This is a genomic window from Pseudomonas sp. PSB18 (genome assembly GCF_014596565.1).
Lineage (GTDB): Bacteria > Pseudomonadota > Gammaproteobacteria > Pseudomonadales > Pseudomonadaceae > Aquipseudomonas.
The window spans coordinates 57,403-70,311 of record NZ_NOIN01000018.1 but is presented as its reverse complement, the minus strand read 5'-3'; the positions used below and the strand labels follow the sequence as shown (position 1 = coordinate 70,311).

General features: G+C 63.1%; 17 protein-coding genes. 7 read left to right on the top strand and 10 right to left on the bottom strand.

Annotated features, from left to right (window positions below):
- Nucleotides 1–9: 9 nt before the first annotated feature.
- The 9 genes from CGA22_RS26720 to nrdR form a co-directional block, all read right to left on the bottom strand.
- Nucleotides 10–768 (bottom strand): substrate-binding periplasmic protein, encoded by a 759-nt coding sequence (locus CGA22_RS26720; protein ID WP_041022464.1) that lies wholly within the window; start codon nt 766–768, stop codon nt 10–12.
- A gap of 11 nt (nt 769–779) precedes the next feature.
- Nucleotides 780–1,283 carry a phosphatidylglycerophosphatase A gene (locus CGA22_RS26715; protein WP_041022465.1) on the bottom strand — a complete coding sequence of 168 codons (504 nt, stop codon included), beginning with the start codon at nt 1,281–1,283 and terminating at the stop codon, nt 780–782.
- A complete protein-coding gene (gene thiL, locus CGA22_RS26710; RefSeq protein WP_041022466.1) occupies nt 1,280–2,245 on the bottom strand; it encodes a thiamine-phosphate kinase in 966 nt (321 codons plus the stop codon). Before thiL ends, CGA22_RS26715 begins: the two co-directional genes overlap by 4 nt.
- On the bottom strand, nt 2,246–2,746 hold the full coding sequence (gene nusB / locus CGA22_RS26705; RefSeq protein WP_024778364.1) for a transcription antitermination factor NusB: 501 nt from the start codon (nt 2,744–2,746) through the stop codon (nt 2,246–2,248). It abuts the gene before it with no gap.
- Nucleotides 2,743–3,219 (bottom strand): 6,7-dimethyl-8-ribityllumazine synthase, encoded by a 477-nt coding sequence (gene ribE, locus CGA22_RS26700; RefSeq protein WP_003206025.1) that lies wholly within the window; start codon nt 3,217–3,219, stop codon nt 2,743–2,745. Before ribE ends, nusB begins: the two co-directional genes overlap by 4 nt.
- Nucleotides 3,220–3,444: 225 nt before the next feature.
- A complete protein-coding gene (ribBA, locus tag CGA22_RS26695; protein WP_041022467.1) occupies nt 3,445–4,536 on the bottom strand; it encodes a bifunctional 3,4-dihydroxy-2-butanone-4-phosphate synthase/GTP cyclohydrolase II in 1,092 nt (363 codons plus the stop codon).
- A 16-nt stretch (nt 4,537–4,552) separates the two neighbouring features.
- Nucleotides 4,553–5,218 carry a riboflavin synthase gene (locus tag CGA22_RS26690; RefSeq protein ID WP_041022468.1) on the bottom strand — a complete coding sequence of 222 codons (666 nt, stop codon included), beginning with the start codon at nt 5,216–5,218 and terminating at the stop codon, nt 4,553–4,555.
- 46 nt (nt 5,219–5,264) lie between these two features.
- The gene (ribD, locus tag CGA22_RS26685; protein ID WP_041022469.1) at nt 5,265–6,398 is read right to left on the bottom strand and encodes a bifunctional diaminohydroxyphosphoribosylaminopyrimidine deaminase/5-amino-6-(5-phosphoribosylamino)uracil reductase RibD; all 1,134 of its coding nucleotides are present in this window, start codon (nt 6,396–6,398) and stop codon (nt 5,265–5,267) included.
- Nucleotides 6,395–6,859 carry a transcriptional regulator NrdR gene (gene nrdR, locus CGA22_RS26680; RefSeq protein ID WP_013694316.1) on the bottom strand — a complete coding sequence of 155 codons (465 nt, stop codon included), beginning with the start codon at nt 6,857–6,859 and terminating at the stop codon, nt 6,395–6,397. The genes ribD and nrdR overlap by 4 nt, the downstream gene beginning before the upstream one ends.
- Before the next feature lie 127 nt (nt 6,860–6,986).
- On the opposite strand from nrdR, the gene CGA22_RS26675 reads away from it, so the two are divergent.
- From CGA22_RS26675 to trxA, 3 genes are all read left to right on the top strand, one after another.
- A complete protein-coding gene (locus tag CGA22_RS26675) occupies nt 6,987–7,451 on the top strand; it encodes a lipoprotein (protein ID WP_041022470.1) in 465 nt (154 codons plus the stop codon).
- A complete protein-coding gene (locus CGA22_RS26670; RefSeq protein ID WP_041022471.1) occupies nt 7,448–8,107 on the top strand; it encodes a class I SAM-dependent methyltransferase in 660 nt (219 codons plus the stop codon). The genes CGA22_RS26675 and CGA22_RS26670 overlap by 4 nt, the downstream gene beginning before the upstream one ends.
- 156 nt (nt 8,108–8,263) lie before the next feature.
- Nucleotides 8,264–9,136, top strand: a complete 873-nt coding sequence (gene trxA, locus CGA22_RS26665; RefSeq protein WP_041022472.1) for a thioredoxin — start codon at nt 8,264–8,266, stop codon at nt 9,134–9,136.
- Here trxA and CGA22_RS26660 read toward each other — a convergent pair.
- Entirely contained in the window at nt 9,133–9,486 is a 354-nt protein-coding gene (locus CGA22_RS26660) for a hypothetical protein (protein ID WP_041022473.1), read from the bottom strand. The two genes, trxA and CGA22_RS26660, sit on opposite strands and share 4 nt — an antisense overlap.
- Before the next feature lie 132 nt (nt 9,487–9,618).
- On the opposite strand from CGA22_RS26660, the gene CGA22_RS26655 reads away from it, so the two are divergent.
- From CGA22_RS26655 to CGA22_RS26640, 4 genes are all read left to right on the top strand, one after another.
- Nucleotides 9,619–10,209 carry a DUF2796 domain-containing protein gene (locus CGA22_RS26655; RefSeq protein ID WP_041022474.1) on the top strand — a complete coding sequence of 197 codons (591 nt, stop codon included), beginning with the start codon at nt 9,619–9,621 and terminating at the stop codon, nt 10,207–10,209.
- Nucleotides 10,210–10,349: 140 nt separating this feature from the next.
- The gene (locus CGA22_RS26650; protein ID WP_041022475.1) at nt 10,350–11,060 is read left to right on the top strand and encodes an ABC transporter ATP-binding protein; all 711 of its coding nucleotides are present in this window, start codon (nt 10,350–10,352) and stop codon (nt 11,058–11,060) included.
- A 1-nt stretch (nt 11,061) separates the two neighbouring features.
- Nucleotides 11,062–12,327, top strand: coding sequence for an ABC transporter permease (locus CGA22_RS26645; protein WP_041022476.1), 1,266 nt, complete (start codon nt 11,062–11,064; stop codon nt 12,325–12,327).
- Between the two features lie 11 nt (nt 12,328–12,338).
- A complete protein-coding gene (locus tag CGA22_RS26640) occupies nt 12,339–12,857 on the top strand; it encodes a DUF3299 domain-containing protein (protein ID WP_041022477.1) in 519 nt (172 codons plus the stop codon).
- Nucleotides 12,858–12,909: the final 52 nt, after the last annotated feature.

The following is a 12,909-nucleotide window of genomic DNA, read 5'->3' as shown; positions in this document are numbered from 1 at the left end:
CAAGATTGATTAAGGCTTCGGCGGTTTACCGTGCTCGTCGAACGGATAAGGTTGCTTCCAGCGCTCGAAAATCGGTTTCAACTGACCACTTTTCACCAATACCTCCATGCGCCGGTCGAACAGCGCACACAGCGCCCGTCCGTTTTCGGTGTTGGCGAAGCCCAGGTAAAGCGGCAGGTTGATCAGCGGCGAGAGCTTGTATTGTTGGGGATTGTCGGCCTTGGCGAGCACGCCCTGGATTTCCATCAAGGCATCGATGTAGTAATCGGCCCGATCATGCAGCAGCATCGGCAGGATACCCACCGCCCGGTGTATTTCGTTGAAACGGCGGATGTTGGGCAGGTAGCTGTTATATTCGTACCCGCGCATCCACACCAGCCGATAATTGCCGACCGTCTCCAGTGTGGGTGACGGCTTGGAGGCCAGTCCCAAGGCATAGATATGATCGACGTCGTAGTGCCAGTGGGGATAGAGCAGCCCTTCGGTCTCATCGCGATAGGCACCGACCTGCGCATCGGCCTCGCCGCGCTGCACCAAGCCGATCGACCGGGTGTAGGGGACGCTGCGGATCTCCAGCTTCACGCCTTCGGGTTCGAACACCTCGCGCAAGATGTCCCACGCCATGCCCCGGCCATCAGCACCGGTATAGTCGCTCCACTCTTCACTGGCCGCGCGGATCTTGCCAGGCAACGGTGTCGACTCGGCCGCCAGAACACCGAAGCAAGTCCCTAGACATAGCAACAGCAACAACGCTCGGCTTACGCCCATGCCTGGATCCCTCAGGTAAGACACCACACCAGTCCTTGCATTGCCAGCCAGGCAAACACCCCGGCCAGGATATCGTCGAGCATGATGCCGACGCCTCCGTGGACATGCCGGTCGATCCAACGGATCGGCCATGGCTTGAGAATATCGAAGAAGCGGAACACCAGGAAACCCGCCAAGAGCCAGTACCAGCCCTCCGGCACCAGCCACAGGGTAATCCACATCCCGACCATTTCATCCCAGACGATACCTTCATGATCGTGCACACGCAGGTCGTCCGCTACCTTCCCACACAACCAGAAGCCGAACAGCATGGTGATGCCGAGCATCAGCCAGTAGCCCCAGTCCGGCAACATCTGCCACAACGGTATGAAGGGTAGCGCAACCAGCGAACCCCATGTACCTGGCGCCTTGGGTAAAGTGCCCGAACCGAAGCCAAATGCCAGGAAATGCCAGGGATTACGCCAGACCGAGGGAGGAACGAACTCGGCTGGAACCTGGTTGGGATGATCTGTCACGGTGTCTCCCGAAAATGTTGATAACCCCGGACTTGCGGGGTGATGTCGTCTCCATCGGCGTCCACCAGCGTGACGCCCTGTCCTGCAACGACACAGCCGATCACGTGGATGGGCCAGCCTTCAGCCTGCAATGCCGATAATCGGACCGGTGGCAAGCTGAACAGCAGGACGTAATCGTCCCCGCCGCTCAGCGCGGCCTGCTCCGCGCCCGTTTGGCCGAGTAAGGCCAGCAAAGCGTTGGACAGCGGTAGCCGGTCCCGTTCAACCTGAATGGCCACACCGGACGCCAATGCGATATGCCCGCAATCGGCCAGCAGGCCATCGGAAATATCCATCGCCGCACTGGCCCTGCCCCGTAGCGCCAGACCCAGGTCGCACTGCGGGCGCGGCGACCAATAATGCGCCAGCAACGGCTCGGCGACGGCGGGCTCAGTATGACGCTGGCCGAGCACGAGCGGCAGTGCACCGGCGGCATTGCCCAACTCACCACCGACGCAGAGCAGATCGCCGGGCTGGGCGCCGCTTCGGGTCAAGGCCTGGCCGGCCGGCACGCGGCCAAACACGGTCATGGTCAGGCTCAGCGGCCCGCGAGTGGTGTCACCGCCCACCAGCGCAACGCCACAGGCCTGGGCCATCTGGTTCAAACCACGGGCATAGGCCTGCAACCAATCGGCTGTCACCGTCGGCAAGGTCAGGGCAAGGGTAAAGGCCAGGGGGTTGGCGCCCATGGCAGCGAGATCGCTGACCGCCACGGCCAGCGAGCGCTGGCCGAGCAGGAATGGATCGCAAGGATCTGGAAAATGCACACCGGCCACGAGCGTGTCGGTGGACACTGCCAACTGCTCCCCGGGAAGAACCGCCAGCAAGGCACAATCGTCGCCGATCCCCAGCGCAACGCCGTCGCCGCCCTGCGCACAAGGCGCGGCGGCGAAATAGCTGCGGATCAGCTCAAACTCACCCATTCAGCGCTTGAACGCCTTCACTTCAGCTTCCCGCAGGCGCGGAGCGAGCTTGTCGAGCACACCGTTGACGAATTTGTGGCCGTCGGTGGAGCCGAAGACCTTCGCCAGCTCGATCCCTTCGTTGATCACCACGCGGTACGGTACATCGACACGCTGCATCAGTTCCCAGGTGGACAGGCGCAACACCGCCAGTTCGACCGGGTCCAGCTCTTCGATGGTCAGGTCCAGGCAAGGTGCCAGGGCCTTGTCGATTTCGGTCTTGTGCGCCGGAACCCCGTGAAGGATCTCGCGGAAATACGCGCCGTCGACATCGCTGAAATCGTTATCGACCCGAAACTGCGCTTCGATCTCGTTCAGCGACTGCTTGGCCATGTGCCATTGATACAGCGCCTGGGTCGCAAGCTGACGGGCTTCGCGGCGCTTGACGCTTTTCGAAGGCTTGCCGGCATCGGCAGGCTTGGGATCGCGCGGGTTGAAACGATCGCTTTCGTCGCTAATCACTTGGCCTCCAACTGCGCCAGCAGACTGACCATTTCCAGGGCGGACAGGGCGGCTTCGGCGCCTTTGTTACCGGCCTTGGTGCCGGAACGTTCGATGGCTTGCTCGATGGAATCAACGGTCAGTACGCCGAAAGCGACCGGCACGCCGAACTCCATGGACACCTGGGCCAGGCCCTTGGTGCATTCGCCAGCCACGTATTCGAAGTGCGGAGTACCGCCACGAATGACCGCGCCCAGGGCGATGATTGCGGCATATTCGCCCTTTTGAGCGACTTTCTGCGCAACCAGCGGAATTTCGAAGGCGCCAGGGGCACGGATGATGGTGATGTCGCTTTCGCTCACGCCATGGCGAACCAGGGCATCGACCGCACCGCCAACCAGGCTCTCGACCACGAAGCTGTTGAAACGGCCCACTACCAGAGCGTAGCGGCCTTTGGGGGCAATGAAGGTACCTTCGATGGTCTTCAGGGTCATTCGTCAATTCTCTTAAAGAGCCGGAACGCGCTCGATGCGCGCTCCTCGGTGATGTTTAGCCATGAATTACAGGGCCTGCCGTTCATTTCAGGAAACTGCACCCCTTGTGGGAGCGAGCCTGCTCGCGATGACGTCAGCTCAGAGACATTAATGTCGCCTGATGCACCGCTTTCGCGAGCAGGCTCGCTCCCACAGGGGGAAGACCTCCTTAACTGAACGAGGTCATTATTCAGAGGGCACGTATTCTACAACTTCCAGATCGAAACCGGATATCGCATTAAACTTCATCGGTGCGCTCATCAGGCGCATCTTGCGTACGCCCAGGTCACGCAGGATCTGCGAACCGGCGCCGACCGTGCTGTAAGTAGTGGTCTTCTTCACCGGCAACTGCTCGCCGGTTTCGCGAATGTGCGCCAGCAGCACGTCGCCATCGAGAGGGTGCCCGAGCAGCAGCACCACGCCGCTGCCGGCCTCCGCCACCGCGGCCATCGCGGCCCGCAGGCTCCAGCGGCCAGGTTGCTTGACCATCAGCAGGTCTCGCAGCGGGTCCATGTTGTGCACGCGAACCAGGGTCGGCTCTTCGGCGCAGACGGTACCCAGGGTCAGCGCCATGTGCACGTCGCCTTCCACCGAATCGCGGTAGGTCACCAGGTTGAAATGGCCCAGCTCGCTGTCCAGTGGCTGCTCGGCGATCCGCTGAACGGTACGTTCGTGGATCATCCGGTAATGGATGAGGTCGGCGATGGTGCCGATCTTGATGTTGTGTTCGGCGGCGAAGGCTTCCAGTTCCGCGCGACGGGACATGGTGCCGTCGTCGTTCATCACTTCGCAGATCACGCCGCTGGGCTCGAAACCGGCCATGCGCGCCAGGTCGCACGCCGCTTCGGTGTGGCCGGCGCGGGCCAGGGTACCGCCGGCCTGAGCCATCAGCGGGAAGATATGACCGGGGCTGACGATGTCTTCGGCCTTGGCGTCCTTCGCGGCGGCGGCTTGCACGGTGCGCGCGCGGTCAGCGGCGGAAATGCCGGTGGTCACGCCCTCGGCGGCCTCGATGGAGACGGTGAACTTGGTGCCAAAGCCGGAACCGTTGCGCGGGGCCATCAGCGGCAGCTTCAGCAACTCGCAGCGCTCGCGGCTCATCGGCATGCAGATCAGGCCACGGGCGTGCTTGGCCATGAAGTTGATGTGTTCGGCCTTGCAGCATTCGGCGGCCATGATCAGGTCGCCTTCGTTCTCGCGGTCTTCGTCATCCATGAGGATGACCATCTTGCCTTGGCGGATGTCTTCAACCAGTTCTTCGATGCTATTGAGCGCCACGCGGCACCCCCTTGGGTCAGGATTTGAGGTAGCCGTTGGCGGCCAGAAAGCTTTCAGTGATGTTACTGCCGGACGCCGGCTCCGCGGCCTTGTCACCGAGCAGCAGGCGCTCCAGGTAACGGGCCAGCAGGTCGACTTCCAGGTTGACCCGGCGCCCAGGCCGATACGAAGCCATGATGGTTTCGCTCAAGGTGTGCGGGATGATCGTCAGCAGGAATTCGGCGCCATCCACCGCATTGACGGTCAGGCTGGTGCCGTCGACGGTGATCGAGCCCTTGTGGGCGATGTACTTGGCCAGCTCCTTCGGCGCGCGTATGCGAAACTCCACGGCCCGGGCGTTATCGGTGCGGGAAACCACTTCGCCGACGCCGTCGACATGGCCGCTGACCAGGTGCCCGCCCAACCGGGTGGTGGGCGTCAGGGCTTTTTCCAGGTTGACCGGACTGCCGCTCTTGAGGTCATTCATGGCGGTGCAGTCGAGGGTTTCGCGGCTGACATCGGCCAGGAAACCGTTGCCGGGCAGCTCGACGGCGGTCAGGCAGACACCGTTCACGGCGATGCTGTCACCCAGTTTGACGTCGCTCAGGTCGAGCTTGCCGGTTTCGACGTAGACCCGCACGTCGCCGCCCTTGGGGGTGAGTGCACGGATGCTGCCGATGGATTCGATGATGCCGGTAAACATGGAGTCCTCCTCGAGAACAGGCCGCCGCTTGAGCGAAGGCCGGGAATTATACGCTGGCCGGCGGGACGGGAACGGCGATGACTCGCCAGTCATCGCCCACGGCGCGGATTTCGGTGATTTTCAGCGCCGGGGCGTCCTTCATGTGCGCCAGCGGCCAATCCAGCAAGGGTCGCGCCGAAGATCCCAGGAACTTGCCGGCGATAAAAATCTGGAATTCGTCCACCAAGCCTTGCCGGGCGAATGCCCCCGCCAGGCGCGGACCGGCTTCCACCAGCACCTCGTTGACACCACGGGCCGCCAACTCCACCAGCAGGCGCCGCAGGTCGACCTGGCCATCATCGCCTGCCACGATCATGCATTCAGGACCGTTGGCGTACTGTTCTTCCACCGCCATGCACGTGGCGACCAGCGCCGGACCGGCCTTGAAGAAGGGGGCATCCAGCGGCACCCGCAGGCGTCCGTCCACCAGCACCCGCAACGGCGGACGACTCATAATCAATGCGGTCTGGTCGGCACCCAGCCCGAGTTCATCGGCGCGCACGGTCAACCGGGCATTGTCCGCCAGCACCGTGTCGGCGCCGGTCAGCACCACACTGGCCTGGGCTCGCAGCCTTTGCACCGCCGAGCGTGCAGCCGGGCCGGTGATCCACTGGCTCTCGCCGCTTTCCATGGCGGTACGGCCATCGAGGCTCATGGCGAGCTTGACCCGCACGAATGGCAAGCCGTGCTCCATGCGCTTGAGGAAACCCTGGTTGAGCAGACGGGCCTCGCCTTCCAGCACGCCGCTGTCGGTGGCGATACCGGCCTGGGCCAGCCGCTGCAATCCGCGGCCGGCGACTTCCGGATTGGGGTCCTGCATCGCCGCCACGACCCGGGCAACACCGGCGTTGACCAGCGCATCGGCACAAGGCGGCGTGCGCCCATGGTGGCTGCAAGGTTCGAGGGTCACGTAGGCCGTGGCGCCCCGGGCCAGCTCACCGGCGGCGCGCAAGGCATGGACTTCGGCATGGGGCTCACCGGCACGGATATGCCAGCCTTCGCCAACGATCTGTCCGTCACGCACGATCACACAACCCACCCGCGGATTGGGATGGGTGGTGTAGTGGCCACGCCGCGCCAGTTCCAGGGCGCGGGCCATGTAATGGGCGTCGAGGACGGCCTGCTGCGCCGGGACGGTCATTCTTTCACCGGTTCGCGGGCCAGGCGGTCGATTTCCTCGCGGAATTCGTTCAGGTCCTGGAAGCGCCGGTACACCGAGGCGAAGCGGATGTAGGCGACTTCGTCGAGCTTCTGCAGCTCGGCCATCACCAGCTCGCCGACCACCAGGGATTTGACCTCCCGCTCACCGGTCGCCCGCAGCTTGTGCTTGATGTGCACCAGCGCCGCTTCCAGGCGCTCGACGCTCACCGGGCGTTTTTCCAGCGCGCGCTGCATGCCGGCACGCAGTTTTTCTTCGTCGAACGGCTGGCGGCTGCCGTCGGTTTTGATCAGGCGCGGCAACACCAGCTCGGCGGTCTCGAACGTGGTGAAACGCTCGCCGCAGGCCAGGCATTCGCGCCGACGGCGAACCTGTTCGCCCTCGGCGACCAGTCGCGAGTCGATGACTTTGGTGTCGTTGGCACCGCAGAAGGGACAGTGCATGGTGGCAGGCAACAAAAAATGGGAGGGCCATGGTAGCGCATCCCACTGGCAAGACAAGCCATAGGGTTTACGGTATACAGACGGGCTTACCGTCAGATCCATGGAATTCACCTTGCTGGAGCCGCACATGCCGCTACGATCGCTCGTTTTGCTCAGTTTTTTCAGCCTGCTGATGGCGTGCAGCAGTGACGCTCCCAAGCCCGCCGCGCCCGCACCGGCGCCCGCGCCGAAACAGGCCCAGGAAAAAGCCCGGCAAGCCGCCGAGCTGGGGCCATTGCCCGCGTACCAGCGGGAACTGAGCGGCACCCTCGAAGGCGTACCGACCGGGGCCGAGGTCGAACTGGCGCTGCTGGTGATCGATGACAAGGGCCGTCCACAGCAGTTGCTCGCCAGCTCCAGCCTGATCGGTACCAACCGCGCCCTGCCCTTCCGTCTGCGCTTCAACCCCGACGCCTTCCCGATTGGTGGCCGCGTGGAGCTGCGTGGCCGCGCCAGCCAGTCGGGCCAATTGATCCTGCACCTGCCGGAACAGCGCATCGCGCAACCGACCACCCAGGCGTTGGGCGCCCTGCAATTCGTCAAAGCGCCATGAATGCACCGCAGGACCTGCAACACGCGCTGAACGAGTTGCTCGGGGACGCACGCCTGGTGGACTGCCCGTTGCCCGGCACCGACCTGAAACTGTGGCTGATCGATGGCGATAACATGGACCGTGCCTTCAGCCCGGAAGAAACCCGGCGCATCCTTCACGAACCACCCTATTGGAGCTTCTGCTGGGCCAGCGGCCTGGCGATGGCGCGCTACCTGGCCGAGCGACCGCAGTGGGTCGAAGGCAAGCGGGTGCTGGATTTCGGTGCCGGTTCCGGCGTGGCGGGCATCGCAGCGGTCAAGGCCGGGGCGCTGGAAGTGGTAGCGTGCGACCTGGATCCGTTGGCCATCGCGGCATGCCGGGCCAATGCCCTGCTCAATGACGTGGCGCTGACTTACTCGACGGACTTCTTCGCCGAAGCGGATCGCTTCGACCTGATCCTGGTCGCCGATGTGCTCTACGACCGCGCCAACCTGCCGTTGCTGGACCAGTTCCTCAGCCGCGGCCGCGAGGCCCTGGTGGCCGACTCCCGGGTACGGGACTTCCAGCATCCGCTGTATCGACGCATCGAACTGCTCGAAGCCATGACCCTGCCGGATCTGGCCGAGCCCGAGGAGTTCCGGCATGTGAGCCTGTATCACGCGCGGCGTTCGCCCTGAAAGGCATCGCGAGCAGGCTTGCCCCACAGGTAATCGAGTTTTTTTCAGACAGCACGCGGTCACATTGTGGGAGCGAGCCTGCTCGCGATAGCGACCTACCAGACACCCCAAAACCCCGCGTATAGTTGCACCATTCAAGCGTTCTACGAGATTCCCATGACCCAGGACACCCCCTACATCTTCGACGCCACCACCGCCGATTTCGACCAGTCGGTGATCGCGAACTCCTTCCACAAACCGGTGCTGGTGGATTTCTGGGCCGAGTGGTGTGCGCCGTGCAAGGCGCTGATGCCGATGTTGCAAGGTATTGCCGAGAGCTATCAGGGCGAGTTGCTGCTGGCCAAGGTCAACTGCGACATCGAGCAGGACATCGTCGCCCGATTCGGCATCCGCAGCCTGCCGACAGTGGTGCTGTTCAAGGACGGCCAGCCCGTCGACGGGTTCGCCGGGGCCCAGCCGGAATCGGCGGTACGGGCAATGCTCGAACCCCATGTGCAGATGCCGCCTCCCGCCGCAGCCGATCCGTTCGAGCAGGCCCAGGCGCTGTTCGATGACGGACGTTTCGCCGATGCCGAAGCCCTGCTCACCGTGGTGCTGGGTGAAGACAATACCAACGCCAAGGCGCTGATCCTGTTTGCCCGTTGCCTGGCCGAACGCGGCGAGCTGGGCGAAGCGCAGACCGTGCTGGACTCGGTGAAAAGCGACGAGCATAAGGCCGCATTGGCCGGGGCCAAGGCACAGATCCAGTTCCTCGGCCTGGCCAAGCATCTGCCAGACGCCGCTGACCTCAAGGCCCGCCTGGCGAAAGACCCGCAAGACGATGAAGCGGTGTATCAATTGGCGATCCAGCAACTGGCGCGCCAGCAATATGAACCGGCTCTCGACGCACTGCTCAAGCTGTTCAGTCGCAATCGGGGCTACAGCGAGGGTCTGCCGCACAAGACGCTGCTGCAGGTGTTCGAACTGTTGGGCAACGATCACCCGCTGGTGACGACCTATCGCCGCAAGTTGTTTGCCGCGCTGTACTAAGCCTCAGCCCCCACCCAGCTATAGAGCGGCGTATCACCGCCGCTCAAGACCTTGACCTCTGCGCTGTGGCGCAAGCGCACCAACAGGCGCTTGCCCGCCAGGGCACTGCCCGTCAAGCCTTCCAGTTGTTCCAGCAGGTCCGGGCCGCTCAATTGCCCGGCCTTGCGCAGCAATTCCCTGGCGATCTGCCACAGCGCATCGTCCTGATTCGCCGGTTTGGTCGTAGCCATCGCCGCGCCTTCCGGCTTGACCGCCCGCAACTGCGCGCCGAGCTGCGCCCAGTCGCCCTCATCCATTTCGATCGACAAGTCCACCGGCCAATCGCCGACGGTTCCGCGTATGCGCAACATCACCGTGCTCCTGAAGATTTAATGTTCCCATGCTCCCATGGGCCTTGCGCGACGCCAAGCAGACGGTCAAACTCTGCGCACATTCGTTATAAGATTACATAACAAAACATTCACCTTTTCTGGAGACTCGTCATGCGTCGTCTGCTTCTCGCTTTGCCGTTCGCCCTGTTGCCATTGGCTGTCGCTCATGCGGCGGTCGAGCATGACCACGATCATGAACATGGCAGCCTGGGGGCCCATGAACACGGCGTGGGCCGACTGAACGCTGCGCTCGACGGCCAGACCCTGGAGCTCGAGCTGGAAAGCCCGGCCATGAACCTGGTGGGCTTTGAACACGAAGCCACCAGCGATGCCGACAAGGCCAAGGTCGCGGCGGCCCGCGCGCGCCTTGAGAAGCCGCTGGCACTGTTCAACCTGCCGGCCGCCGCCCAATGCACCCTGGCCCAACAGGAACTGGAAAGCCCGTTGTTCGGTGATGAACCGGATCATGAACAGCATGACGAAGACGAAGATGCCGATGGCGACGAGCACCACCACGAGCACAGCGAAATCCACGCCCACTACCAGTTCACCTGTGCCACACCCGGTGCGTTGAAGCACCTCGACCTGGCGACGTTGTTCAAAACCTTCCCGGCCACCCAGAAAATTCAGGTACAACTGATCAGCCCGAGCGGCCAGCAAGGCGTGGAAGTGACGGCCAAGGCGCCAGCCCTGAAGTTCTGAATACACTGCAACATCCTGTGGTGGAGGCCTGTGGGAGCAAAGCTTGCTCGCGATAGCGGTCCATGTGACAAGCCCATCGCGAGCAAGCTTTGCTCCCACAGGTACTCCACAGGGCTTCCATCATCCTGATATCAGCCAACATGACCCAAGCACTCATCGAACTGTCCGACCTGGTCTTCAGCTGGCCCGGGCATCCGCCACTGCTGGATATCCCGGCATTTCGCCTCGAGGCCGGCGAAACCCTGTTCCTCAAGGGCCCCAGCGGCAGTGGCAAGACCACCTTGCTGGGGCTGCTCGGCGGGGTGCAGACGCCGGATCGCGGCAGCATTCGCCTGCTCGGCCAGCCGCTCACCGAACTGGGCGCGGGCAGCCGCGACCGCTTTCGCGTGGACCACACCGGCTACATCTTCCAGCAATTCAATCTGCTGCCGTTTCTCTCGGTGCGCGAGAACGTCGAATTGCCCTGCCACTTCTCCAAACTGCGGGCCCAGCGGGCCGTCCAGCGTCACGGCAGCATCGATCAGGCTGCCGCCACGCTGTTGACCCACCTGGGGCTGACCGATGCGAACCTGCTGGAACGCCGCGCCGACTCGCTGTCCATCGGCCAACAACAACGGGTCGCTGCCGCCCGGGCGTTGATCGGCCAGCCGGAACTGGTGATCGCCGACGAACCGACCTCGGCCCTGGACTACGACGCCCGGGAAAACTTCCTGCGGCTGCTGTTCGCCGAATGCCGCGAGGCCGGCTCAAGCCTGCTGTTCGTCAGCCATGACCAGAGCCTGGCGCCGCTGTTCGACCGCAACCTCTCGCTGGCCGATCTCAATCGTGCCGCCAAGCCACTCGAGGTCTGAGATGTATTTGCTCCGTCTAGCCATGGCCAGCCTGGCGAACCGCCGTTTCACCGCGATCCTCACCGCCTTCGCCATTGCCCTGTCGGTCTGCCTGCTGTTGGCGGTGGAACGGGTGCGCACCGAGGCAAAAGCCAGCTTTGCCAGCACCATCAGCGGTACCGACCTGATCGTCGGCGCCCGTTCCGGCTCGGTGAACCTGTTGCTGTATTCGGTGTTTCGCATCGGCAACGCCACTAATAACATCCGCTGGGACAGCTTCGAACATTTCGCCAGCAACCCGAAAGTGAAATGGGCGATCCCCATGTCCCTGGGTGATTCCCATCGCGGCTACCGGGTAATGGGCACCACCGAGGCTTATTTCGAGCATTACCAGTACGGCCGCCAGCAACACCTGGAACTGGCCGACGGCCGGGCTTTCGCCACCGATCCGTTTGAAGTGGTGCTCGGTGCCGAAGTGGCCGAGGCGCTGCATTACAAACTCGGCGACAAACTGGTGCTGGCCCACGGTGTGGCGGCAATCAGCCTGGTCAAGCATGACGACAAGCCCTTCACTGTGGTCGGCATTCTCAAGCGCACCGGCACCCCGGTGGACCGCACGCTGCACATCAGCCTCGGCGGCATGGAAGCGATCCATATCGATTGGAAGAACGGCGTGCCGGCCCAGGGCAACGGTCGCATAAGCGCCGACCAGGCCCGCAACATGGACCTCACGCCCCAGGCCATCACCGCGTTCATGCTTGGCCTCAACAGCAAGATTTCCACCTTCGCCCTGCAACGCGAGATCAATGAATTCCGCGGCGAGCCGTTGCTGGCGATCCTGCCCGGCGTGGCCCTGCAAGAGTTGTGGAGCCTGATGGGCACGGCGGAAAAAGCCTTGTTCGTGATTTCGCTGTTCGTGGTCCTGACCGGGTTGATCGGCATGCTCACGGCGATCCTCACCAGTCTCAACGAGCGTCGTCGGGAGATGGCGATCTTGCGCTCGGTGGGCGCGCGGCCGTGGCACATCGCGAGTCTGCTGGTGCTGGAAGCCTTTGCCCTGGCGTTGACCGGGGTAGCCGCCGGGCTGGCCTTGCTGTACATCGGCATCGGCGTTGCCCAGGGCTACGTGCAGTCGGCCTATGGCTTGTATCTGCCGTTGAGCTGGCCAAGCGAATATGAATGGACGCTCATGGCTGGCATCCTGATCGCCGCCTTGCTGATGGGCAGCGTGCCGGCCTGGCGCGCCTATCGCCAATCGTTGGCCGACGGCTTATCGATCCGTTTATGAGGATATTGAAGATGCCCCGCGCCCTGTTTGTGCTGTTGATGATGGTCGCCCTGCCACTGTGGGCGGCCGAGCCGAGGGACCTGGCCTGGTCGGAAATGATTCCGCCCGACGCGCCGCCGGAAGTGCCGAACATGACTCCGTTGCATGACCTGTCGCAGATGGGCAATGCACTGTCCGCCGAATCCGCCCCGGCCGCCAAACAGGACCTGCCCGACGCACCGGTGGTCAAGGCGCTCGATGGCCAGCAGATTCGTTTGCCGGGCTACATCGTGCCGCTGGAAGTCAGCGAGGAAGGCCGTACCACGGACTTCTTGCTGGTGCCGTATTTCGGCGCCTGCATCCATGTGCCGCCACCGCCTTCGAATCAAATCGTGCATGTGAAAAGCGAAGTCGGGGTGAAGCTCGATGAGTTGTATCAACCGTACTGGGTCGAAGGGCCCATGCAGGTCAAGCCGTCCACCAGCGAACTGGCCGATGCCGGGTATCAGATGGAGGCTGAGAAGATTTATGTGTATGAACTGCCGGAGTGAAGCCGGCAGTCATGCATTGTCTGTGAAATAGCTATCGCGAGCAGGCTCGTTC

What these genes read in the sequence shown, in the direction of transcription:
- CGA22_RS26720 (WP_041022464.1), bottom strand. Translation starts at nt 768, where the DNA reads ATGGGCGTAAGCCGAGCGTTGTTGCTGTTGCTATGTCTAGGGACTTGC.
- thiL (WP_041022466.1), bottom strand. Translation starts at nt 2,245, where the DNA reads ATGGGTGAGTTTGAGCTGATCCGCAGCTATTTCGCCGCCGCGCCTTGT.
- ribE (WP_003206025.1), bottom strand. Translation starts at nt 3,219, where the DNA reads ATGACCCTGAAGACCATCGAAGGTACCTTCATTGCCCCCAAAGGCCGC.
- CGA22_RS26690 (WP_041022468.1), bottom strand. Translation starts at nt 5,218, where the DNA reads ATGTTTACCGGCATCATCGAATCCATCGGCAGCATCCGTGCACTCACC.
- ribD (WP_041022469.1), bottom strand. Translation starts at nt 6,398, where the DNA reads ATGACCGTCCCGGCGCAGCAGGCCGTCCTCGACGCCCATTACATGGCC.
- nrdR (WP_013694316.1), bottom strand. Translation starts at nt 6,859, where the DNA reads ATGCACTGTCCCTTCTGCGGTGCCAACGACACCAAAGTCATCGACTCG.
- CGA22_RS26675 (WP_041022470.1), top strand. Translation starts at nt 6,987, where the DNA reads ATGCCGCTACGATCGCTCGTTTTGCTCAGTTTTTTCAGCCTGCTGATG.
- CGA22_RS26670 (WP_041022471.1), top strand. Translation starts at nt 7,448, where the DNA reads ATGAATGCACCGCAGGACCTGCAACACGCGCTGAACGAGTTGCTCGGG.
- trxA (WP_041022472.1), top strand. Translation starts at nt 8,264, where the DNA reads ATGACCCAGGACACCCCCTACATCTTCGACGCCACCACCGCCGATTTC.
- CGA22_RS26660 (WP_041022473.1), bottom strand. Translation starts at nt 9,486, where the DNA reads ATGTTGCGCATACGCGGAACCGTCGGCGATTGGCCGGTGGACTTGTCG.
- CGA22_RS26655 (WP_041022474.1), top strand. Translation starts at nt 9,619, where the DNA reads ATGCGTCGTCTGCTTCTCGCTTTGCCGTTCGCCCTGTTGCCATTGGCT.
- CGA22_RS26650 (WP_041022475.1), top strand. Translation starts at nt 10,350, where the DNA reads ATGACCCAAGCACTCATCGAACTGTCCGACCTGGTCTTCAGCTGGCCC.
- CGA22_RS26645 (WP_041022476.1), top strand. Translation starts at nt 11,062, where the DNA reads ATGTATTTGCTCCGTCTAGCCATGGCCAGCCTGGCGAACCGCCGTTTC.
- CGA22_RS26640 (WP_041022477.1), top strand. Translation starts at nt 12,339, where the DNA reads ATGCCCCGCGCCCTGTTTGTGCTGTTGATGATGGTCGCCCTGCCACTG.